Genomic DNA, 18,519 nt, shown 5'->3' with positions numbered 1-18,519 from the left:
GTCCTGCCGTGCCGTGGCGGCCCGCCGGGCTCGGCAACCGGCGCGTGCCCGGAGGCCGCCGTCGGCTCAGAAGTCGACGCGGGCGCGGTCGTCCACCCGGGCCACCGACTCCTGGGCGAATCGCTCGGTGTACGCCGCCCGGATCAGCTCGATCTTCGGGTCGTTCGGGCGGGCCCGGGACGCGGGATAGAAGAGAGTCAGCTCGTAGGACCGCTCCCGCTCGATGATGCCGTGCGCGTCGCGGTACTGGCCGTACCCCTCCTGGACGGTCAGTCCGCCGGGGAATCTCGGGGTGACGACCTGGTCGACGAAGGCGCGGAACTGCCGGTCGGTGACCGCCGGGCCGCCGTCCGGGCGGGCGGTGCCGAAGAACAGGCTGGTCTCGACATACGGGCTGCCGTGCGCGAGCTGCGGCGGCCGGGAGGCGGGGGAGTGCGCGGGGGCGGCGGGGGCCGCGGCGCCGAGCAGGGCGGTGGACACCGCCAGGACGGCGAGACGCAGCAGTGCCGGAGGCTTCGGGGGCAAGGGCTTTCCTCTCGTGGTGACTTCGGCTGGGTAACGACGAGAGGGCGGCGAGGGGATGCGGCTCGCGATGTGGTCCGCCGGGCGGGCGCCGCTGTCCGGGTGACGCGCGACGACGGCCGGTGGGGGAGCCCCCACCGTCCGTCGTGTTTGCCGCGCCGGGCAGAACCGGCTCGGGTGCCGAACCATCGGCCCCGGAGTGCTACTTCACCACCGTGATGCGATCGGCCTTCGGCGGGGCGAGGGGCTTGTCCGCCGAGGAGTGGGCCGCCAGGTAGGCGGTGAAGGCGTCGAGGTCGGAGGCGCCGACGTACTTGTTCCCGCCGTCCTTGAAGGCGGTGAAGCCGTCGCCGCCGCCGGCCAGGAACTCGTTCATGGCGACCCGGTAGGTCTTGCCGGGGTCGATGGCCTTGCCGTCCAGCTTCACCGAGTCCTTGACGACGCGGTCGGCGCCGGACTTGGTCATGTCCAGGGTGTACGTCAGGCCCTCGGAGACCTGGAGGACCTTCGGGGACGCCTCGTTCGGGCCGCTGACCTGCTGCTGGAGGCCGCTGAGCAGTTGCGCGCCGGTGAGGTCGACGACGTTCATCATGTTGGTGAAGGGCTGGACGGTGAACGCCTCGCCGTAGGTGACCACGCCGTCGCCTTCCGCCCCGGACGCCTTGAAGGCCAGGTCGGAGCGGATGCCGCCCGGGTTCATCAGGGCGAGCTGGGCGCCTCCCTTGTCGGCTGCCGTGGTGGCCTCCAGCTGGGCGTCGGAGATGAGGTCACCGAGGGGCGACTCGGGGGCCCCGGAGCCGCGGCCCGCGATGTCGGCGGAGACATGGCCCACGGGGCGGCCCGCCACCGGTGCGGCGAGCTTGTTCCAGCGCGCGATCAGGGAGGTCATGTCCGCGGCCTTGGGCTGGGTGCGGTCGACGACGTGGTTGGCCGCGCCGGGCGCCTTGACGCCGGTCCGCACGATGTCCTTGGTGCGGCGGTCGTACGTCAGCGTGGTGTCCGTGTAGAGCTTGCCGTAGGACGCGGCGGAGGTGACGGTGCGCGGCGCGCCCGACGGGTCCGGGACGGTGCAGGCGTACGCCTGGTGGGTGTGGCCGGTGACCAGCGCGTCGACCTTCGGGGTCACCTTCTCGGCGATCTCGGTGATCGGCCCGGAGATGCCGTCGCCCGGGCCGGGGCTGTCGCAGCGGTAGTTGTACGAGGTGGAGGCGGGCAGGCCGCCCTCGTGGATGAGCGCGACGATCGACTTCACGCCCTTGCGGTTGAGGACCTTGGCGTACTTGTTGATCGTCTCGATCTCGTCATGGAACTTCAGGCCCTTGATACCGCCCGCGTTGACGATGTCCGGGGTGCCCTCCAGCGTCACACCGATGAAGCCGATCTTGACGCCCTTGTGCTTCCAGACGGTGTACGGCGCGAGCAGCGGCTTTCCGGTCTTGTCGTCGGTGACATTGGCCGTCAGGTAGGGGAAGTCGGCTCCCCGGAACTTCTTCCCGTCCTCGAAGCAGCCTTCCTTCGGGTGGCAGCCGCCCCGCTGAAGGCGCGTCAGCTCCGTGCGGCCCTCGTCGAATTCGTGGTTGCCGACGGAGGTGACGTCGAGGTCCAGCTTGTTCATGGCCTCGATGGTCGGCTCGTCGTGGAACAGCCCGGAGAGCAGCGGGCTGGCCCCGACCATGTCGCCGGCCGCTGCCGTGACGGAGTAGGGGTGGCCCTTGCGGGCCGTCCGCAGGGACTGCGCGAGGTATTCCACCCCGCCGGCCTGGACGGTCTTCTTGCTGCCGTCCGGCTGGAGCTCCTCGACGGTGCCGGAGGAGCCCTGCGGGGGTTCGAGGTTGCCGTGGAAGTCGTTGAAGGAGAGGAGCTGGACGTCGACCGTGCGGCCGTGGCGCGGCCTGCCGTCGTCGGCGCCGGCCGGCAGGGCCGTCGCGGTGACCCCGACGGCGGCGGCCAGTACGGCGGTCGCGGCCGTCAATCTGCGGACGGTGCGCCGCCGTTGAGGTGTCGCTGGCATGAGATCCCCTTCGTGGACCGGACGGGCGGCCGTGGTGGCTGCCCGAGCGGTCGGCAGCATATTGTCAACGCGCGTAGCGCAACAGGGGGAAAAGGGTTACGAGCTGGTTGCCGCGAGGTCGGCGCCGCGTCCTGCGGCCTTCCCCGGCGCCCCGGGCCCGTTCGCCGCCCGCGGGGCGAGCTGGTCGTACGCTTCACGCATGACTGACGCTGCACACGAGACGGGCCGGATGGGCCGCAGGATTCAGGTGGCCGACGAGCTGGCGCCGGAAGAGGCCGCGGCCGTCCTCGAACTGATCGAGCAGGCCGCGCACAGGGACGGGCAGCCCGCCGTGTCCGAGCAGGGCCGGTTGCAGTTGCGCGGCGGGCCGCGGGAGGGCGTCCGGCATGTGCTGGTGTACGTGCCGGGGGAGGACGCGCCCGAGCTCGTCGCGTACGGACAGCTGGAGGACACCGACCCGGTGGAGGCGCCGGCCGCCGAGCTGGTCGTGCACCCCGGGCACCGCGGTCGCGGCCATGGCCGGGCGCTGGGCAGCGAGCTGCTCGGCCAGTCCGGGCGCCGGCTGCGGGTCTGGGCGCACGGCGGGCATCCGGCCGCCCGGCACCTCGCCCAGACCCTGGGCCTGACGAAGTTCCGCGAGCTGCGGCAGATGCGGCGCTCGCTGGCGGACCTGGAGCTGCCGGAGCCGGTGCTCCCCGAGGGGGTCTCGGTGCGGACCTTCCAGCCGGGCACCGACGACGCGGCCTGGCTGGAGGCCAACGCCGAGGCGTTCGCCCACCACCCCGAGCAGGGCGCGCTGACCCAGCGCGACCTGGACGACCGCAAGGGCGAGGCGTGGTTCGACCCGAAGGGCTTCTTCCTCGCGGAGAAGGACGGCCGGCTGGTCGGCTTCCACTGGACCAAGGTGCACGCCGAGGAGGGCATCGGCGAGGTCTATGTGGTCGGCGTCCTGCCGGGCGCGCAGGGCGGTGGCCTGGGCAAGGCGCTGACCGCGATCGGGCTGCGGCACCTGGCCGGGCAGGGCCTGCCGACGGCGATGCTGTACGTCGACGCGGACAACGTCTCTGCCCTCACCGTCTACGAACGGCTCGGCTTTCTCACGCACGAGACGGATCTGATGTACCGCTCGGAGACCTGAGCGCACGCCGGAGATGAGGAGGGCGGGACGGTCCTTCGCGACCCCGTCCTCCGGTCCGGCTATCCGGCCCCGCCCGCCCGTTCGGCCTCCTGCGCGTGCCACTCGCGCGCCAGGAGGGCGTAGACGACCTCGTCGCTCCATTCGCCGTGGAGGAACTCGTTCTCGCGCAGATGGCCTTCGCGGCGCATCCCCAGGCGCTCCAGGAGCCGGGCGGACGCGCCGTTGCGGCCGTCCAGCTCGGCCTGGATGCGGTGCAGCAGAAGGTCATCGAAGCCGATCCGCAGCAGGGCGCGTGAGGCCTCGGTGGCGTAACCGCGGCCGGCGAAGTCGGGGTTGAAGACATAGCCGATGCCGCCCTGGCGGTGCTCGCGGCTGGTCAGGACGAGGGTGACGTCACCCACCAACTGCCCTGTCTCCCGCACCACGACGGCGAGTTGGAGGACGTCACCGCTTTCGCGCAGGGTCGTGCGGGCCGCCTTGGTGGTGACCGAGGCACGCGACGCGGCCTCGTCGAAGGGGCCCCAGTAGAGATAGCGGCAGACCTCCGGGCGGCGCTGGTAGGCGTGGATCGCCTCGAAGTCGTCGGCCCGCACGGGGCGCAGGTCCAGCCGCTCGGTGCGTATCGGGTAGTCGGGGCGGTACGGCAGCGGCGGCGTGGGAGGCGCGGTGGGTGTGGGCACGCGGTCAGCGTAGGCAGCCGGGGGTCCGGGTGCAGCCCGATTTTCACGTGATCAGGTGCCGGCGCTTTCCGGTAACGCGGCGGCGCACGCCGGGGGCGCTCCGGCCGGCCCGTGACGGCATCGGGGGCCGTGGGCGGGTCTGAGACGCGCGGCGCGGGGTAGACACCCGGAGCGGGCCGCCCGGACCGTCGCACTCCGCTTCCCTCCGGGCCCGTCAACCGCTCGTGATGTCACCGCGAAGCCCCGGGGAGTAGCGCCCCGCTTGCCTGGTCGCCATATCCGCGTTACCGGCGATTCAATGTCGCTTGCGAGCATCAGCGAATGCAGCCCGCCGTGCCGAATGTCCCGAGCCCGGGGCGCCGTGTGGATCCGCCCCCGTCCGACGCGCCTGGACGGGCCGGAGCGCGGAAGAATGGGGTCATGAACCAGCAGCCCAGCGCTCAGGCCCAGGTCCAGCCCGAGACGGCCTCCCGCAAGCCCCGGCAGGCCCCGCCGGAGGGCTCGGGCTCGTCGGCCCAGCCGTCGGTCGGCTCCATCGCCGCGCACCGGCCGCACGCCGTCGCCGCGGCGCTGCCCGAGCTGGAGCCGGACCTCGACGCGGAAATGGACGCGTACGAGGACGAGGGCGTGCCCGGCGCGGACGGCGAGGAGCTGCCCAGCGGCCGGTTCCTGGACCGTGAGCGCAGCTGGCTCGCGTTCAACGAGCGGGTGCTGGAGCTGGCCGAGGACCCGGCCACCCCTCTCCTCGAACGGGCGAACTTCCTGGCGATCTTCGCCAGCAATCTGGACGAGTTCTTCATGGTCCGGGTGGCCGGTCTCAAGCGACGGATAGCGACCGGCGTCGCCACCCGCTCCGCATCCGGTCTGCAGCCCCGCGAGGTGCTGGACCTGATCTGGACGCGCTCGCGCGAACTCATGGCCCGGCACGCCGCCTGCTACCAGCAGGACATCGCCCCCGAACTCGCCGACCGGGGCATCCACCTCATCCGCTGGCCGGAGCTGACCGAGAAGGAGCAGGCTCGCCTGTTCACCCTCTTCCGCCAGCAGATCTTCCCCGTCCTCACGCCCCTCGCGGTGGACCCCGCGCACCCGTTCCCGTACATCTCCGGGCTGTCCCTGAACCTGGCCGTCGTCGTCCGCAACCCGGTGAGCGGCCACGACCACTTCGCGCGGGTCAAGGTGCCGCCGCTGCTCGCCCGCTTCCTGGAGGCGTCCCCGCAGCGCTACGTCCCCATAGAGGACGTCATCGCCGCGCACCTCGAAGAGCTCTTCCCCGGCATGGAAGTGCGTGCGCACCACATGTTCCGGGTCACCCGCAACGAGGACCTCGAAGTCGAGGAGGACGACGCGGAGAACCTCCTCCAGGCGCTGGAGAAGGAGCTGATGCGGCGGCGGTTCGGCCCGCCGGTGCGCCTGGAGGTCGAGGAGTCCATCGACCCGGCCGTACTGGATCTGCTCGTCCAGGAGCTGAAGGTCTCCGACGCCGAGGTCTACCCGCTGCCCGGGCCGCTGGACCTCACCGGCCTGTTCGGCATAGGAGCGCTGGACCGGCCCGAGCTGAAGTACCCGAAGTTCGTCGCCGGGACCCACCGCGACCTCGCGGAGGTCGAATCGGCGTCAGCGCCCGACATCTTCGCCGCCCTGCGCGCCCGGGACGTCCTCCTGCACCACCCCTACGACTCGTTCTCCACCTCCGTGCAGGCGTTCCTGGAGCAGGCCGCCGCCGACCCGGACGTGCTCGCGATCAAGCAGACGCTGTACCGCACCTCCGGCGACTCGCCGATCGTGGACGCCCTGATAGACGCCGCCGAGTCCGGCAAGCAGGTGCTGGTCCTCGTCGAACTCAAGGCACGCTTCGACGAGCAGGCCAACATCAAGTGGGCCCGCAAGCTGGAGGAGTCCGGCTGCCACGTCGTCTACGGGCTGGTCGGGCTCAAGACGCACTGCAAGCTCTCGCTGGTCGTCCGCCAGGAAGGCGAGATGCTGCGCCGCTACTCCCACGTCGGCACCGGCAACTACCACCCCAAGACCGCCCGGCTGTACGAGGACCTGGGGTTGCTGACCGCGGACCCGCAGGTCGGAGCCGACCTCTCCGACCTGTTCAACCGGCTCAGCGGCTACTCCCGCCGGGAGACCTACCGGCGGCTGCTGGTCGCCCCCAAGTCCCTGCGGGACGGCCTGATCCAGCGCATCACCGACGAGATCGCCCACCACCGTGCGGGGCAGCCCGCCTTCGTGCGCGTCAAGGTCAACTCCATGGTCGACGAGGCCGTCATCGACGCGCTCTACCGCGCCTCGCAGGCCGGCGTGCCCGTCGATGTGTGGGTACGCGGAATCTGCGCGCTGCGCCCGGGCGTGACCGGCCTGAGCGAGAACATCAGGGTCCGCAGCGTCCTCGGCCGCTTCCTGGAGCACTCCCGGGTCTTCGCCTTCGGCAACGCCGGCGAGACCGAGGTCTGGCTGGGCAGCGCCGACATGATGCACCGCAATCTGGACCGGCGGATCGAGGCGCTGGTGCGGGTGGCCGACCCGGCCCACCGCACCTCCCTCACCAGGCTCCTGGAGACCGGGATGTCGGACGCGACGTCCTCCTGGCACCTGGGACCGGACGGCAATTGGACCCGGCACGCGGTGGACGCGGAGGGCGCGCCGCTGCGGAACGTACAGGAAATGCTCATTGACGCGCGGAGGCGCCGGCGTGGCCCAGCGACATGACCAGCCGGCCGGGGGGCCGGCCGGTCCCACCGGTATCGGATACGAGCCCGCCGGGGCTCCGGGAGCCCGCGCCGCGGTGGTGGACGGGCCGCCGGGACACGCCGGCCCGTACGACCCGCACGGCCTCCTCGACAGGCAGGACCCGGCGGACGGACCGCTCGGCGGCCGCACCGCGGGGGAGGTGCTCGCCGCATACCTGCACCGGCAGTCGGGGGACTTCCTGCGCAGCCTGCGGCTGCACCGCGAGAGCGGATCGGACGCGGAGGGCGCCGGTGAGGCCACCTGGCAGCTGCGCTGCGCCGCCCGCCGTATCAGCGCCACCCTGCACACCTTCCGCCCGCTGACCGAGGAGAGCTGGGCCGATCAACTCCGCTCCGAACTCGGCTGGTTGTCCGGCACCCTCGCGCGTGAGGAAGCCTGCACCGCCCGCCGCGAGCGGCTAATGACGGCCCTGGCACGGCTGACCGGACGAGCCGAGCGGGCCGACCGGACGGACCGCCCGGCGGCGACGGGCCGAGGGACCGCGACGGGCCGCGGCGAGCGCACCGCCGTCGCGAGGGCCGCGGAGCCGGACCCGGAGGGCGCCCTGGCCGCCGGCGCGGCCCGCGCCGGAGCACTCCTGGACCGCCAGCTCACCCTCGCCCGCACCCGCGCGCACTCCACCGCCCTCCAGGCGCTCGGCTCCTCCCGTTTCCACGCCCTCGCCGACTCCGTCGCGGTACTCGCCTCGGAGGCGCCGCTGACCCGTACGGCCGCGGACGGCCAGGCCGCCGAGGTGCTGCCGCCGCTCGCCGAGCAGGCCCACCGGCGGCTGGCCGAGGCGGTCGCGGCGCTGCCGCTGTCCCGCGCCGGCCACCCGTACAACGCCGACGCCCTGGCCGCCGACCACCGCCAGGACGCGCCCTGGCACCAGGCGCGGATGCTGGTGCGGCTGAGCCGCTACGCCCAGGAGGTGCTCGGGCCGGAGCATGCCGATCCGCGGCTTGTGGAGGCGAGCCGCGCGCTGGAACGGCACCGGGACGCCGCTGAGGCCGCCGCAGCTGCCGCCGCGGCGGCCCGCACTCCCCGGATCGCGCCCGCCACGGCGTACGCGCTCGGTGTGCTGCACGCCGACCAGCGACACGAGGTGGAGGCGGCCCGCTTCGCCTTCGGCCGGGTATGGCTGCCGGGCCCGGCGGGCGACATGGGACGGGGGCGTGGCCAGGGCTAGCGGCCCTGTGAAGGCGGACCTGGCAGGCTGAGGCCACGCGGCCGTGCGTGGGACGACGGAGCGGAAGGGACGATGACGTGACGGTGACTCAGGATCCGGTATACGCGGCGGGTTGCGTGCTGTGGCGCCGCGCCGCGTCCGACGACGGAGGACTGGAGATCGGGCTGGTGCACCGTCCCAAATACGACGACTGGTCGCACCCCAAGGGCAAGCTCAAGCGCGGCGAGGGCGCGCTGGCCGGAGCGGTGCGGGAGGTCGCGGAGGAGACCGGCATGGACTGCCGGCCCGGTGCCCCGCTGCCCACAGCGCACTACCTCGCCAACGGCCGCCGCAAGCAGGTGCGTTACTGGGCGGCGGAGGCGTGCGCGGGCAGATTCCGTCCGAACCGCGAGGTCGACCGTCTGGTGTGGCTCTCGCCGGCCGAGGCCAGGTCCCGGCTCACGCACGAGCGGGACCGGCCGCTGGTCGACGCGCTGCTCGCCGCTCTGCACCTGGCGTGATCCCGGCCCACGCGGGCGGCCGGTGGGTCAGCGCCTGCGCAGGGACGCCTCGGTGAGGGCCGGCGGCAGGTAGTAGCTGTCCGCCCGGTTGAGGTCGGTGCCCGGTGGCACGATCGCGTCGATCCGGTCCAGTACGTCCGCGCTCAGCGCGACCTCGGCGCCTTCGAGCAGACCGGTGAGCTGGTCGAGGGTGCGCGGGCCGATGATCACCGAGGTGACGGCCGGGTGGGCGCGGACGAACGCGGTCGCCAGGTGCGGCAGCGACAGACCGGCTTCGGCGGCGACCTTCGCCAGGGCGTTGACCGCCTCCGCCTTCCGCGCGTTCTCCGGGACCGACAGATCGAACTTCTGGGTCTCCAGACCGGCCCGCGAGCTGGCCGACAGATCCCGCCCGGACAGCCAGCCCGCGCTGAGCGGGCCCCAGGTCAGCACGCCCATGCCGTAGCGCTGCGCGGTCGGCAGCACCGCGGCCTCGGCGCCGCGCGCCAGCATCGAGTACGGCGGCTGCTCGGTGCGGAACCGGACATGACCGCGGCGCTCGGCCGTCCACTGCGCCTCGACGATCTGCTCGGCCGGGAAGGTCGAGCAGCCGACGGCCCGCACCTTCCCGGACCGTACGAGGTCGGAGAGCGCGTCCAGCGTCTCGTCGATGTCCGTCGCGGGATCGGGGCGGTGCACCTGGTAGAGGTCGATGTGGTCGGTGCCCAGCCGGCGCAGGCTGTCCTCCACCGCCCGGATGATCCACCGCCGGGAGTTGCCGCCGTGGTTGGCGTCCGGCCCCATCGAGTTGAAGAACTTGGTGGCCAGCACGACGTCGTCGCGCCGCCCCTTGAGCGCCTTGCCGACGATCTCCTCGGACTCGCCCGCGGCGTACACGTCCGCGGTGTCGACGAAATTGATGCCGGCGTCCAGCGCGCGGTGCACGATCCGTACGCAATCGTCGTGGTCGGTGTTGCCCCAGGCGCCGAGCATCATCGTGCCCAGCGCGTACTCGCTGACCGAGATGCCGGTGCCGCCGAGGATCCTGCGCTTCATGAGCTGCTCCTTCTGCAGAGTGGGTCGATTGGGTCGAGGGCCGGGTGGATCGAGTGGGTTCGAGTGCGCCGGGTGCGCCGAAGGGGACGAGCGCCGAGGCGGGGCCGGTGCGGGTGGCCGTGCGGCCGGCCCCTTGCCGTGGGAGGGGACCCCGCCACCACCTTGGGGTCCGCCGTGGCAGACGACCAGGCCCGTCCCAGCCTGGGTCCGGCGGAACCACCCGACCGGCGGTGCGCCGCATACTGGACGGATGCTGCATGCCGAAGTCGAGATCAGCTCATTTCTCAAGGCGCGCCGCGCGGCGCTGGACCCGGCCGAGATCGGTCTGCCGGGCGGGATCAACCGACGGCGGGTGCGGGGGCTGCGGCGCGAGGAGGTCGCCCAGCTCGCGGGCATCAGCGTCGACTACTACACCCGGATCGAGCAGGGCCGGGCGCACGCCATCTCCGACTCGGTCCTGGACGCGATCGCGCGGGCGCTGCGGCTGACCGACGGCGAGGTGACCTACCTGCGCAACGTGGCCGATCCGCGGCGCCGCACGGCCGACTGCGCCCCCGCAGGCCCCGGGCAGACCGTGCGCCCGGAGATCCAGCAGCTCCTGGACGCGATGGAGTCCGCCGTCCCTGCCATGATCATCGGTCGTGGGATGGACATCCTGGCCTGGAACGCCCTCGGTGGCCGGATCGCGTTCGACCTCGAAGCGCTCGACCGCCGCCGCCGGAACTCGGCGCTGCTGGTCTTCCTCGACCCGGCGGCGCGCGCTCTGCACCCGGAGTGGGAGCGGATCGCGGAGGAGGTCGTCGGCAATCTGCGGGCCGAGAGCGGTCGCCATCCGGAGGATCCGCGGCTCTGTGAGGTCGTCGGTGAGCTGCTCGACCGCAGTGCGCAATTCCGGCGGGCCTGGGAGGCGCAGGCCGTGCACGAGTGTCTGCGCGGCACCAAGCACATCGTGCACCCCCAGGTGGGCGAGCTGCAGGTGAGCTTCGAGAGCTTCCGCCTGAGCACCGACCCCGACCAGGTTCTGGTGACCTACAACGCGCCGCGCGGCTCGGTGACCTCGGCGCGGCTGCGCCACCTGGCCGAGCTGGTGGCCGCCGACCGTACCGCCGCCGACCGCCCCGCCCCCGACCGCCCCACGGCGCCGCTGTCCGGCCCGGTGGCCAGGGCCGGAGTGGCGTAGGCGACGCACGAGTCGGCGCCGTCGGGCGGAAGGACCGGCGGGCGTCCGCAGGCAGCGGGCATCGGACAGGAGCGGAGCCGTCGGGCGGCGGCCACCCGTCTCACCTCCGCGGGGCCAGGGCCTCCCACCGCACCGTGACCTCGCCCTGACGGCGGCGCCGCGGGTCACCGGCGAGCGGCCAGTCGGCCGCCAGGCTGCGCACCGCGGCGAGCCACCGCTGGCGCGCGCCCAGTGCACCCAGCGGGGCGGCCGCCGCCCAGGCACGGTCGAAGTCACGCAGGAAGGCGTGCACGGGCTCGCCCGGCACATTGCGGTGAATCAACGCCTTCGGAAGGCGTTCCGCCAGGTCGGATGGGGTCTGTAGGGAGCCGAGCCGGGTCGCGAAGGTGACCGTTCGGGGCCCTTCGGGACCCAGGGCCACCCAGACGTGCCGCCGCCCGATCTCGTCACAGGTGCCCTCGACCAGCAGCCCGCCCGGAGCAAGCCGCGCGCACAGCCGCTGCCAGACGGCGGCCACCGCCTCCTCGTCGTACTGCCGCAGGACGTTCGCGGCGCGGATCAGGACCGGCGCCCGGCCGGGCCCGCCGGGCAACGGCACCTCGAACCCGCCGTGCACGAACTCCAGCCCCGGTCGCTGATAGTCCCGGGCGGCCTCCACCCGGGCCGGTTCGATCTCGACGCCGACGACCCGGGCGTCCGGGCGCACCGTGCGCAGCCGGCCGAGCAGCTCCACCGCGGTCCAGGGGGCGGCGCCGTATCCGAGGTCGACCGCGACCGGGTCGCCGGTGCGCCGCAGCTCGGCGCCGTGCTCCGCGGCGATCCAGCGGTCCATGCGGCGCAGCCGGTTGGGGTTGGTGGTGCCGCGGGTCACCGTTCCGACGGGACGGGAGGGTGAGGGTGGGGATGCCGGGACGGCGGAGACGGAAGTGCGGCGGGCCATGCCGTTGAGCCTACGGGGGCGGGGGACCGGGACCGGACGGCCGGAGTCGGTCACGCTTTGGCAAAGTATGAAGAGTGCGCGCCGGACGGAAATGCGGGGCTGCCTTCCCTTGTTGACGGGGGTCGGAGGCGCGCAGCCCGCCCCGGCTAGGAGGTAGCTCGCAGTGAGCCCATACGTATCCCGGCTCCGCAGCCGTCCCCACGGCCAGTTCCCGGGCCAGTCGCGCCTGCGGCTGCCCGGCGGCGCGCGACGGCCGCGGCGCGTCGCGATGCTCAGCGTGCACACCTCCCCGCTGCACCAGCCCGGCACCGGCGACGCCGGCGGCATGAACGTCTACATCGTCGAGCTGGCCAAGAAGCTCGCCTCGATCAACATCGAGGTGGAGATCTTCACCCGTGCCACCACCGGCACCCTCCCGCCCACCGTCGAGCTGGCCCCCGGCGTCCTCGTCCGGCATGTCGACGCCGGACCGTACGAAGGTCTGGCGAAGGAAGAGCTCCCGGCCCAGCTGTGCGCGTTCACGCACGGCGTCATGCAGGCATGGGCGGGCCACCGCCCCGGCTACTACGACCTCGTGCACTCCCACTACTGGCTGTCCGGGCACGTCGGCTGGCTCGCCTCGGAACGCTGGGGCGTCCCCCTGGTGCACGCCATGCACACCATGGCCAAGGTCAAGAACGCCTCGCTCGCCGTCGGTGACAACCCGGAGCCCGCCGCCCGCGTCATCGGCGAGACCCAGGTGGTGCGGGCCGCCGACCGCCTGATCGCGAACACCGCCGAGGAGGCCGACGAACTCGTACGGCATTACGAAGCCGACCCGCAGAAGGTCGCCGTCGTGCATCCGGGCGTCAACCTCGACCGCTTCCGGCCCCTCGGCGGCGATGTCGCGCGGAGCCGGGCCGCGGCCCGCGACCGTCTCGGCCTGCCGCAGGACGCGGTCATCCCGCTGTTCGCCGGCCGCATCCAGCCGCTCAAGGCCCCCGACATCCTGCTGCGCGCCGCCGCCGCGCTGCTGGACGAGGACCCGTCGCTGCGGTCCCGGCTGGTGGTGCCGGTGGTCGGCGGGCCAAGCGGCAGCGGTCTGGCCAAGCCCGAGGGCCTGCAGAAGCTGGCCGCCCGGCTCGGCATCGCCGACCTGGTGCAGTTCCGTCCGCCGGTCGGCCAGGAGCAGCTCGCCGACTGGTACCGCGCCGCGTCCGTGCTGGTCATGCCCTCGTACAGCGAGTCGTTCGGACTGGTCGCCATAGAGGCCCAGGCGTGCGGCACCCCGGTGATCGCGGCCGCTGTCGGCGGTCTCCCGGTGGCCGTCCGCGACGGTGTCAGCGGCTTCCTCGTCCCCGGACACATCCCGGCCGACTACGCCCGGGCGATCGGCCGTTTCGTCGCCGACCCGGCCCTGTCGACCCGCATGGGTGCCGAGGCCGCCCGGCACGCCCAGTCCTTCGGCTGGGACACCGCCGCCGCCGCGACCGGCGAGGCCTACACCGCCGCCCTGCAGGAACACCGGCGTCACCTACGATCCCCCCATGGGTGACGTGGCTGATGTTTCTGACGGGTCCGGTGCGGCCGGTGTTTCCGACGGGCCCGGTGCGTCCGGCGCGTCCGGAGTGCATCCGACGGGCGAGGTGGCTACCGCGCGCCAGGTGATCGAGCGGACCCTCGACGACGCCGACCTGGAGTGGGAGTCCCCCTCGGAAGGCACGTACGTCGTCAAGCTGCCGGGCACCCGCAAGCTGTCGACGACCTGTTCGCTGATCGTCGGCAAGCACTCGCTGTCGGTCAACGCCTTCGTCGTGCGGCATCCGGACGAGAACCACGAGGCCGTGCACCGCTGGCTGCTCGAACGCAACACCCGCCTGTACGGCGTCAGTTACGCCATCGACAAGCTCGGCGACATCTACCTCGTCGGCAAGCTGCCGCTCGCGGCCGTCACCGCGGACGAACTCGACCGCATCCTCGGCTCGGTCCTGGAGAACGCCGACGGCAGCTTCAACACCCTGCTGGAGATGGGCTTCGCGACAGCCATCCGCAAGGAGTACGCCTGGCGGGTGGCGCGCGGCGAGTCCACCCGCAACCTCGACGCGTTCACGAACCTGACCGGCCGGTCGCCGGAGTAGCCGATGCCGGGCGGGGGCGAAACCGCGCCCCGCCCGTCGCCCCGCTTCACGCGACCCTCGCTGTCTACGCCGACGCCGACGCCGACGCCGACGTTGCCGGGGCGGGCGCCGGCTCCGCACCCGTACCCCCACCCGCAGGTGTCTTCGCCGTGGAAGCGGCCACCGGTTCCGTCTGTCCCGGCACCTTCCGCAGCAGCAGCCCGTAGCCCACCGCGGCGACCGTTCCCACGACCGCGCAGCCCGCCCAGAGCGCGTTCGCGCCGAACCTGTCGATCACCGCGCCGCCGAGCAGCGGCGCCGCCAGCGAGGCGATCGACCAGGACAGCGCGTACATGCCCTGGTAGCGGCCGCGGCCGTGGACCGGCGAGAGGCGGACCACGAGTCCCATCTGCGTCGGCGAGTTGATGATCTCGCCGAGGGTCCAGACGGCGACCGCCACCGCGTACATGGCGACGGAGCCGGCCAGGGCCGTCAGCCCGAAGCCGTAACCGGCGAGCAGGGCCGAGCCGATCAGGAGCATCGCCGGGCTGCGGTGTTCGATGAAGCGGGTCACGGGGATCTGGAGCAGCACGATGAGGACGCCGTTGACCGCGATCACCAGGCCGAAGTCCGCGCTGGAGAAGCCGTCCTGACCCATCGACACCGGCATCGACACGTAGGCCTGCTGGAAGAGCAGCGCCAGCAGGAGGTTCAGGCCGACGACAGTCATGAAGCGGCCGTCCCGCAGCACGGTCAGCATCGAGATCCGTGCGGGCGCCGCACCGGCCGGGTCCTCGGAGCCGGACTCCCGGCCCGCTTCGGGGCGCGATTCGGGGAGCTTCCGGAAGACCACGAGCGCGCAGGCCAGGACGAGTGTGGCCTCGCCCAGGAAGAGGGCGAGATAGCCGTGCCGGGCGATGAGCCCGGCCGCGGCCGAGGAGATCGCGAAGCCGAGGTTGATCGCCCAGTAGTTGAGGGAGAAGGCCCGCACCCGGTCCTCGGGGGCGACGATGTCCGCCATCATCGCCTGCACCGCGGGCCGTGAGGCGTTGGACGCCATACCGACCAGACAGGCGACCACCGCGATGACCACCGGGTCCGTCATGAAGCCGAGCAGCGCCACGGACGCGGCCGTCGACAACTGGGCGATCAGCATCGTGGGCCGCCGCCCGAGCCGGTCGGTCAGCACGCCGGCCCCGATCGACGAGACCACGCCGCCGAGCCCGTAGAGCGCGCCGACCAGGCCCGCGTAGGAGGCGGAGTGGCCGCGCTCGACCGTCAGGTAGAGCGCCAGGAAGGTCGCGACGAAGCCGCCGAGCCGGTTGATCAACGTGCTGGTCCACAGCCACCAGAACTGCCGCGGCAGCCCGGAGACGCTCTCCACGGCGGCCCGTCGTAGCGTCACCCCTCTGCCCGTACGCGCCTGACCGGCCGGACCGCTCGCGTCGGCCGACGGCCCTGATGTGGATGCGGACATGACATCTCCCCCCGTGGAGTCGTGCGGTGGTGGCGTGCGGCCGCCGAAAGTGGCAGGCGGTGGTGCGGAACGCGGTGCGGAAGCGGTGCGGGTGCGCGCGGCGCGGTGGGGCGGCGCGCGGAAGCGGCGGTGGGAAGGGGTGGGAGCGCCGCGCCCCGTGTAAGCGGTGCAAGCGCAGTTCACAACCTACTTTTGCCGGGTCTTCCGCCGCCACTCAATTGACGGGAAGCGTCAAACGTCGCCGCGGATTCCAGGTACTGGGCCCCGGCGAGGCCCCCTTCGGTTTTCGATTACGCTCGACGCCATGGCCGACGCACCGTACAAGCTGATCCTCCTCCGCCACGGCGAGAGCGAGTGGAATGCGAAGAACCTGTTCACCGGCTGGGTGGACGTGAACCTCAACGAGAAGGGCGAGAAGGAGGCGGTCCGCGGCGGTGAGCTGCTCAAGGACGCCGGTCTGCTCCCCGACGTGCTGCACACCTCCCTCCAGAAGCGCGCCATCCGCACCGCGCAGCTGGCCCTGGAGGCCGCCGACCGCCACTGGATCCCCGTCCACCGCAGCTGGCGTCTGAACGAGCGCCACTACGGTGCGCTCCAGGGCAAGGACAAGGCGCAGACGCTCGCCGAGTTCGGCGAGGAGCAGTTCATGCTCTGGCGCCGCTCGTACGACACCCCGCCGCCCGAGCTGGCCGACGGCTCCGAGTTCTCCCAGAGCGACGACCCGCGCTACGCGACCATCCCCAGCGAGCTGCGCCCCCGCACGGAGTGCCTCAAGGACGTCGTCACGCGGATGCTGCCGTACTGGTACGACGACATCGTCCCGGACCTCGTCGCCGGCCGCACGGTCCTCGTCGCCGCCCACGGCAACAGCCTCCGCGCGCTGGTCAAGCACCTCGACGGCATCTCCGACGCGGACATCGCCGGCCTGAACATCCCCACCGGCATCCCGCTCGCCTACGAGCTCGACGCCGACTTCCGCCCGGTCAAGACCGGCGGCACCTACCTCGACCCGGACGCCGCCAAGGCCGCCATCGAGGCAGTGAAGAACCAGGGCAAGAAGAAGTAAGCACGGCGATCAGGCTCCTCGCCTGCACTTTTGGTGCAGGCGAGGGGCTTTCGTCGGCGCCGGACCCTCTGTGGGCCCTCAGTGCAGAGAGCCGGCTGGCCGCGTCCGCTCGCCGACAGCCTTGCGCGCACGGTCACGACCGCTTCCTCCGGCGTCAGCACGCGCGCTGCCGCGGGTACCACCCACTCTCTGGGCGGCACCCGCCACCTCGCCGTCGTCCCGCACTTCGCCACCGGCCCTCTCTGGTCGGCCGCTTTCCGGCCTGCGCCGACGGCCCGACCGATCGGGGGAAAGGGGTGAGTCGTCGCCAGAAATTGCGAACGACGGTGGGTGGCGTCGACGACTCAACAAGGATGTCCAGTCGGGTGCCAAGCAGGGCACCAAGGGGCGCGATGCCTCGGCGACCGATGAGGTGCGAAATGTCTTCGGCTGACCAGGCCGCTATCTGTGCCGGTCCCTCCCTTCGCCGGGTGGGCGCGGCACCTCGCAGCGCCGGGGCGTGGTTCGGCGCACTGGGGCTGGTTGCCCTCGTCTCCGTCTTGCCGCTGTGGCTCTTCTGCTCGGATCCGGAGCCGCGCCGGACGGCGATTCTTGTCGCGCTGGGGTGCGCCCTGGCCTCTGTCGGCGGCATCGCTGTCTCCCGGCGCGCGGCAGGGGGGCGTCGGCCGTACGCCGCGGTCGCCGTCGCCGAGTTCTCGGGTGCCGCGGAGACGGGCGGACCGGGTGCCGCGGAACCGGTGGCGTATCCGCCCCGGGTGCTGCCCTCGCGCCGGCGCCTGCAGGTGCGTTCCCTCGCGTGGTACCTGGGGGTCTGCACAGCGCTGGTGACCCTTCTCGCGCTGGTGATGGGGGCGCCCCAGCGGCCGGAACACATGCAGCGGATCGCCGACGCCGGTGCGGAATTCGCACTCGTCCCAGTGGAGAAGGTCAGCGACGTCCAGTTGCACGACCCGAGCAAGGGCCGTGACTACTACACCTCCACGACGGTCGTCCGGCTTGCCACGGGAGCGGGCGGGGAGCCGTTGACGGCAACGGTCCATCCGGTCACGCCCGAGCGTCCGCACGCGGGGGGCAGGGTCTCGGTCCTCCACGCCCCGGCGCGTCCCGGATTGGGCGCCCTCGCGGGGGACGAGCACAGTCTGGGTGCGGCATTGGAGGGCTCCACGATGGGGACCGGCCGCGTCTGGATCGTCGGCCTCGCCTGGGCCGCCGGCATCGTCCTCTCCGTGGTCGGCCTTTCCCTGCGCCATGGGTTCGGTTCCTTCTCCCGGCTGGGCGCCGCCGACATGGCCGTGCGCGGGAAGTGCCTGGGGCCCGGATTCTGGCAGCGGGACTCCCAAAAGGAGCGGTGCCTGAGAATCGTCACCACGTCATCCCGCACCGCGCATTTCCTGGCCTCCCTCGCAGAGGACCATGTGCCCGAATCCCTGACGGGTCAGCAACTGTGGCTGTGCTGGGACGCCCGGCGCTGCGCCGACGGCGGTCGGTCCTCCGCGGGCAGCACCCCGGCGGCGCTGGTGTCCGACGACGGCTGGGTGATGCACGGGATGCTCAAGGTGGACGATGCGCGGATGATGGCCGCCGAGGGCGTCTCCGTCGAAAAGGCCGCCGCCGGGAACGTCGAGCCACGCGCTCTGCGGCTCTGGGACCCCCACTCCGCGTGGCTTCTTTATGTGGCACCGTCCGTACTGGTGCTCGCCGCGGTGCTCATCGGCTGCGCCGCGCTGCTGACCTTCGACATCGCGGGCGTCTGGCGCTGGGTGACCGGCATTGCCGGCGCCGTCGCCGGGCTGACTCTCGGCTATCTCGCGACGACTGCGCCGTACTCGTCGAAGGCGCGCCCCGAAGAGACCCAGGGCAAGAAGAAATAACCCGTAGCAACGAGCCCCCTGTCTGTGGATTCTTCGCAGGCAGGGGGCTCGGCTGTGCTTGGGGCCTCGTGGCTCGGT

The 18,519-nt window shown here is 72.5% G+C and carries 15 protein-coding genes; 9 read left to right on the top strand and 6 right to left on the bottom strand.

Annotated elements, in window-relative coordinates; genetic code table 11:
- Positions 1–66 precede the first annotated feature (66 nt).
- Positions 67–525, bottom strand: a complete 459-nt coding sequence (locus ACGFZW_RS21930) for a DUF3574 domain-containing protein (RefSeq protein WP_393894841.1) — start codon at positions 523–525, stop codon at positions 67–69.
- 199 nt (positions 526–724) lie between these two features.
- Positions 725–2,533: a bifunctional metallophosphatase/5'-nucleotidase gene (locus ACGFZW_RS21925; protein WP_393894840.1), complete on the bottom strand. Its 1,809-nt coding sequence runs from the start codon at positions 2,531–2,533 to the stop codon at positions 725–727.
- Positions 2,534–2,732: 199 nt separating this feature from the next.
- Between ACGFZW_RS21925 and mshD the strand changes: the two genes are divergently transcribed.
- Entirely contained in the window at positions 2,733–3,671 is a 939-nt protein-coding gene (gene mshD, locus ACGFZW_RS21920) for a mycothiol synthase (protein ID WP_393894839.1), read from the top strand.
- A gap of 59 nt (positions 3,672–3,730) precedes the next feature.
- Here the strand turns inward: mshD and ACGFZW_RS21915 are convergent, their stop codons facing one another.
- Entirely contained in the window at positions 3,731–4,351 is a 621-nt protein-coding gene (locus ACGFZW_RS21915) for a GNAT family N-acetyltransferase (RefSeq protein WP_393894838.1), read from the bottom strand.
- Positions 4,352–4,771: 420 nt separating this feature from the next.
- Here ACGFZW_RS21915 and ACGFZW_RS21910 point away from each other — a divergent pair, with 420 nt between their 5' ends.
- The 3 genes from ACGFZW_RS21910 (at position 4,772) to ACGFZW_RS21900 (ending at position 8,776) form a co-directional block, all read left to right on the top strand.
- The gene (locus ACGFZW_RS21910) at positions 4,772–7,066 is read left to right on the top strand and encodes an RNA degradosome polyphosphate kinase (RefSeq protein WP_393894837.1); all 2,295 of its coding nucleotides are present in this window, start codon (positions 4,772–4,774) and stop codon (positions 7,064–7,066) included.
- Entirely contained in the window at positions 7,029–8,276 is a 1,248-nt protein-coding gene (locus ACGFZW_RS21905) for a CHAD domain-containing protein (RefSeq protein WP_393894836.1), read from the top strand. The genes ACGFZW_RS21910 and ACGFZW_RS21905 overlap by 38 nt, the downstream gene beginning before the upstream one ends.
- Before the next feature lie 77 nt (positions 8,277–8,353).
- Positions 8,354–8,776 (top strand): NUDIX hydrolase, encoded by a 423-nt coding sequence (locus ACGFZW_RS21900; protein WP_393894835.1) that lies wholly within the window; start codon positions 8,354–8,356, stop codon positions 8,774–8,776.
- A gap of 27 nt (positions 8,777–8,803) precedes the next feature.
- Here ACGFZW_RS21900 and ACGFZW_RS21895 read toward each other — a convergent pair whose 3' ends face one another.
- A complete protein-coding gene (locus tag ACGFZW_RS21895; RefSeq protein ID WP_393894834.1) occupies positions 8,804–9,811 on the bottom strand; it encodes an aldo/keto reductase in 1,008 nt (335 codons plus the stop codon).
- 250 nt (positions 9,812–10,061) lie between these two features.
- Here ACGFZW_RS21895 and ACGFZW_RS21890 point away from each other — a divergent pair, with 250 nt between their 5' ends.
- Complete coding sequence (locus ACGFZW_RS21890) at positions 10,062–10,991, top strand: helix-turn-helix domain-containing protein (RefSeq protein ID WP_393894833.1); 930 nt, start codon at positions 10,062–10,064, stop codon at positions 10,989–10,991.
- A gap of 100 nt (positions 10,992–11,091) precedes the next feature.
- Here ACGFZW_RS21890 and ACGFZW_RS21885 read toward each other — a convergent pair whose 3' ends face one another.
- A complete protein-coding gene (locus tag ACGFZW_RS21885) occupies positions 11,092–11,931 on the bottom strand; it encodes a class I SAM-dependent methyltransferase (protein ID WP_393894832.1) in 840 nt (279 codons plus the stop codon).
- A 163-nt stretch (positions 11,932–12,094) separates the two neighbouring features.
- On the opposite strand from ACGFZW_RS21885, the gene mshA reads away from it, so the two are divergent.
- Both mshA and ACGFZW_RS21875 read left to right on the top strand, forming a co-directional pair.
- Positions 12,095–13,465 carry a D-inositol-3-phosphate glycosyltransferase gene (gene mshA, locus ACGFZW_RS21880; RefSeq protein WP_393894831.1) on the top strand — a complete coding sequence of 457 codons (1,371 nt, stop codon included), beginning with the start codon at positions 12,095–12,097 and terminating at the stop codon, positions 13,463–13,465.
- Positions 13,458–14,048 (top strand): YbjN domain-containing protein, encoded by a 591-nt coding sequence (locus tag ACGFZW_RS21875; RefSeq protein ID WP_393894830.1) that lies wholly within the window; start codon positions 13,458–13,460, stop codon positions 14,046–14,048. Before mshA ends, ACGFZW_RS21875 begins: the two co-directional genes overlap by 8 nt.
- Positions 14,049–14,112: 64 nt before the next feature.
- Here the strand turns inward: ACGFZW_RS21875 and ACGFZW_RS21870 are convergent, their stop codons facing one another.
- Positions 14,113–15,504: an MDR family MFS transporter gene (locus ACGFZW_RS21870; RefSeq protein WP_393894829.1), complete on the bottom strand. Its 1,392-nt coding sequence runs from the start codon at positions 15,502–15,504 to the stop codon at positions 14,113–14,115.
- A gap of 304 nt (positions 15,505–15,808) precedes the next feature.
- Between ACGFZW_RS21870 and ACGFZW_RS21865 the strand changes: the two genes are divergently transcribed.
- On the top strand, positions 15,809–16,570 hold the full coding sequence (locus ACGFZW_RS21865; protein ID WP_393894828.1) for a phosphoglyceromutase: 762 nt from the start codon (positions 15,809–15,811) through the stop codon (positions 16,568–16,570).
- Positions 16,571–17,040: 470 nt separating this feature from the next.
- The gene (locus ACGFZW_RS21860; protein ID WP_393894827.1) at positions 17,041–18,441 is read left to right on the top strand and encodes a hypothetical protein; all 1,401 of its coding nucleotides are present in this window, start codon (positions 17,041–17,043) and stop codon (positions 18,439–18,441) included.
- The last annotated feature ends 78 nt before the right edge of the window (positions 18,442–18,519 follow it).

The organism is Streptomyces sp. NPDC048248 (genome assembly GCF_043201875.1).
Taxonomy (GTDB): domain Bacteria; phylum Actinomycetota; class Actinomycetes; order Streptomycetales; family Streptomycetaceae; genus Streptomyces.
Note: the sequence above shows the minus strand (reverse complement) of the source record. Positions and strands in the feature narration are given on the sequence as shown.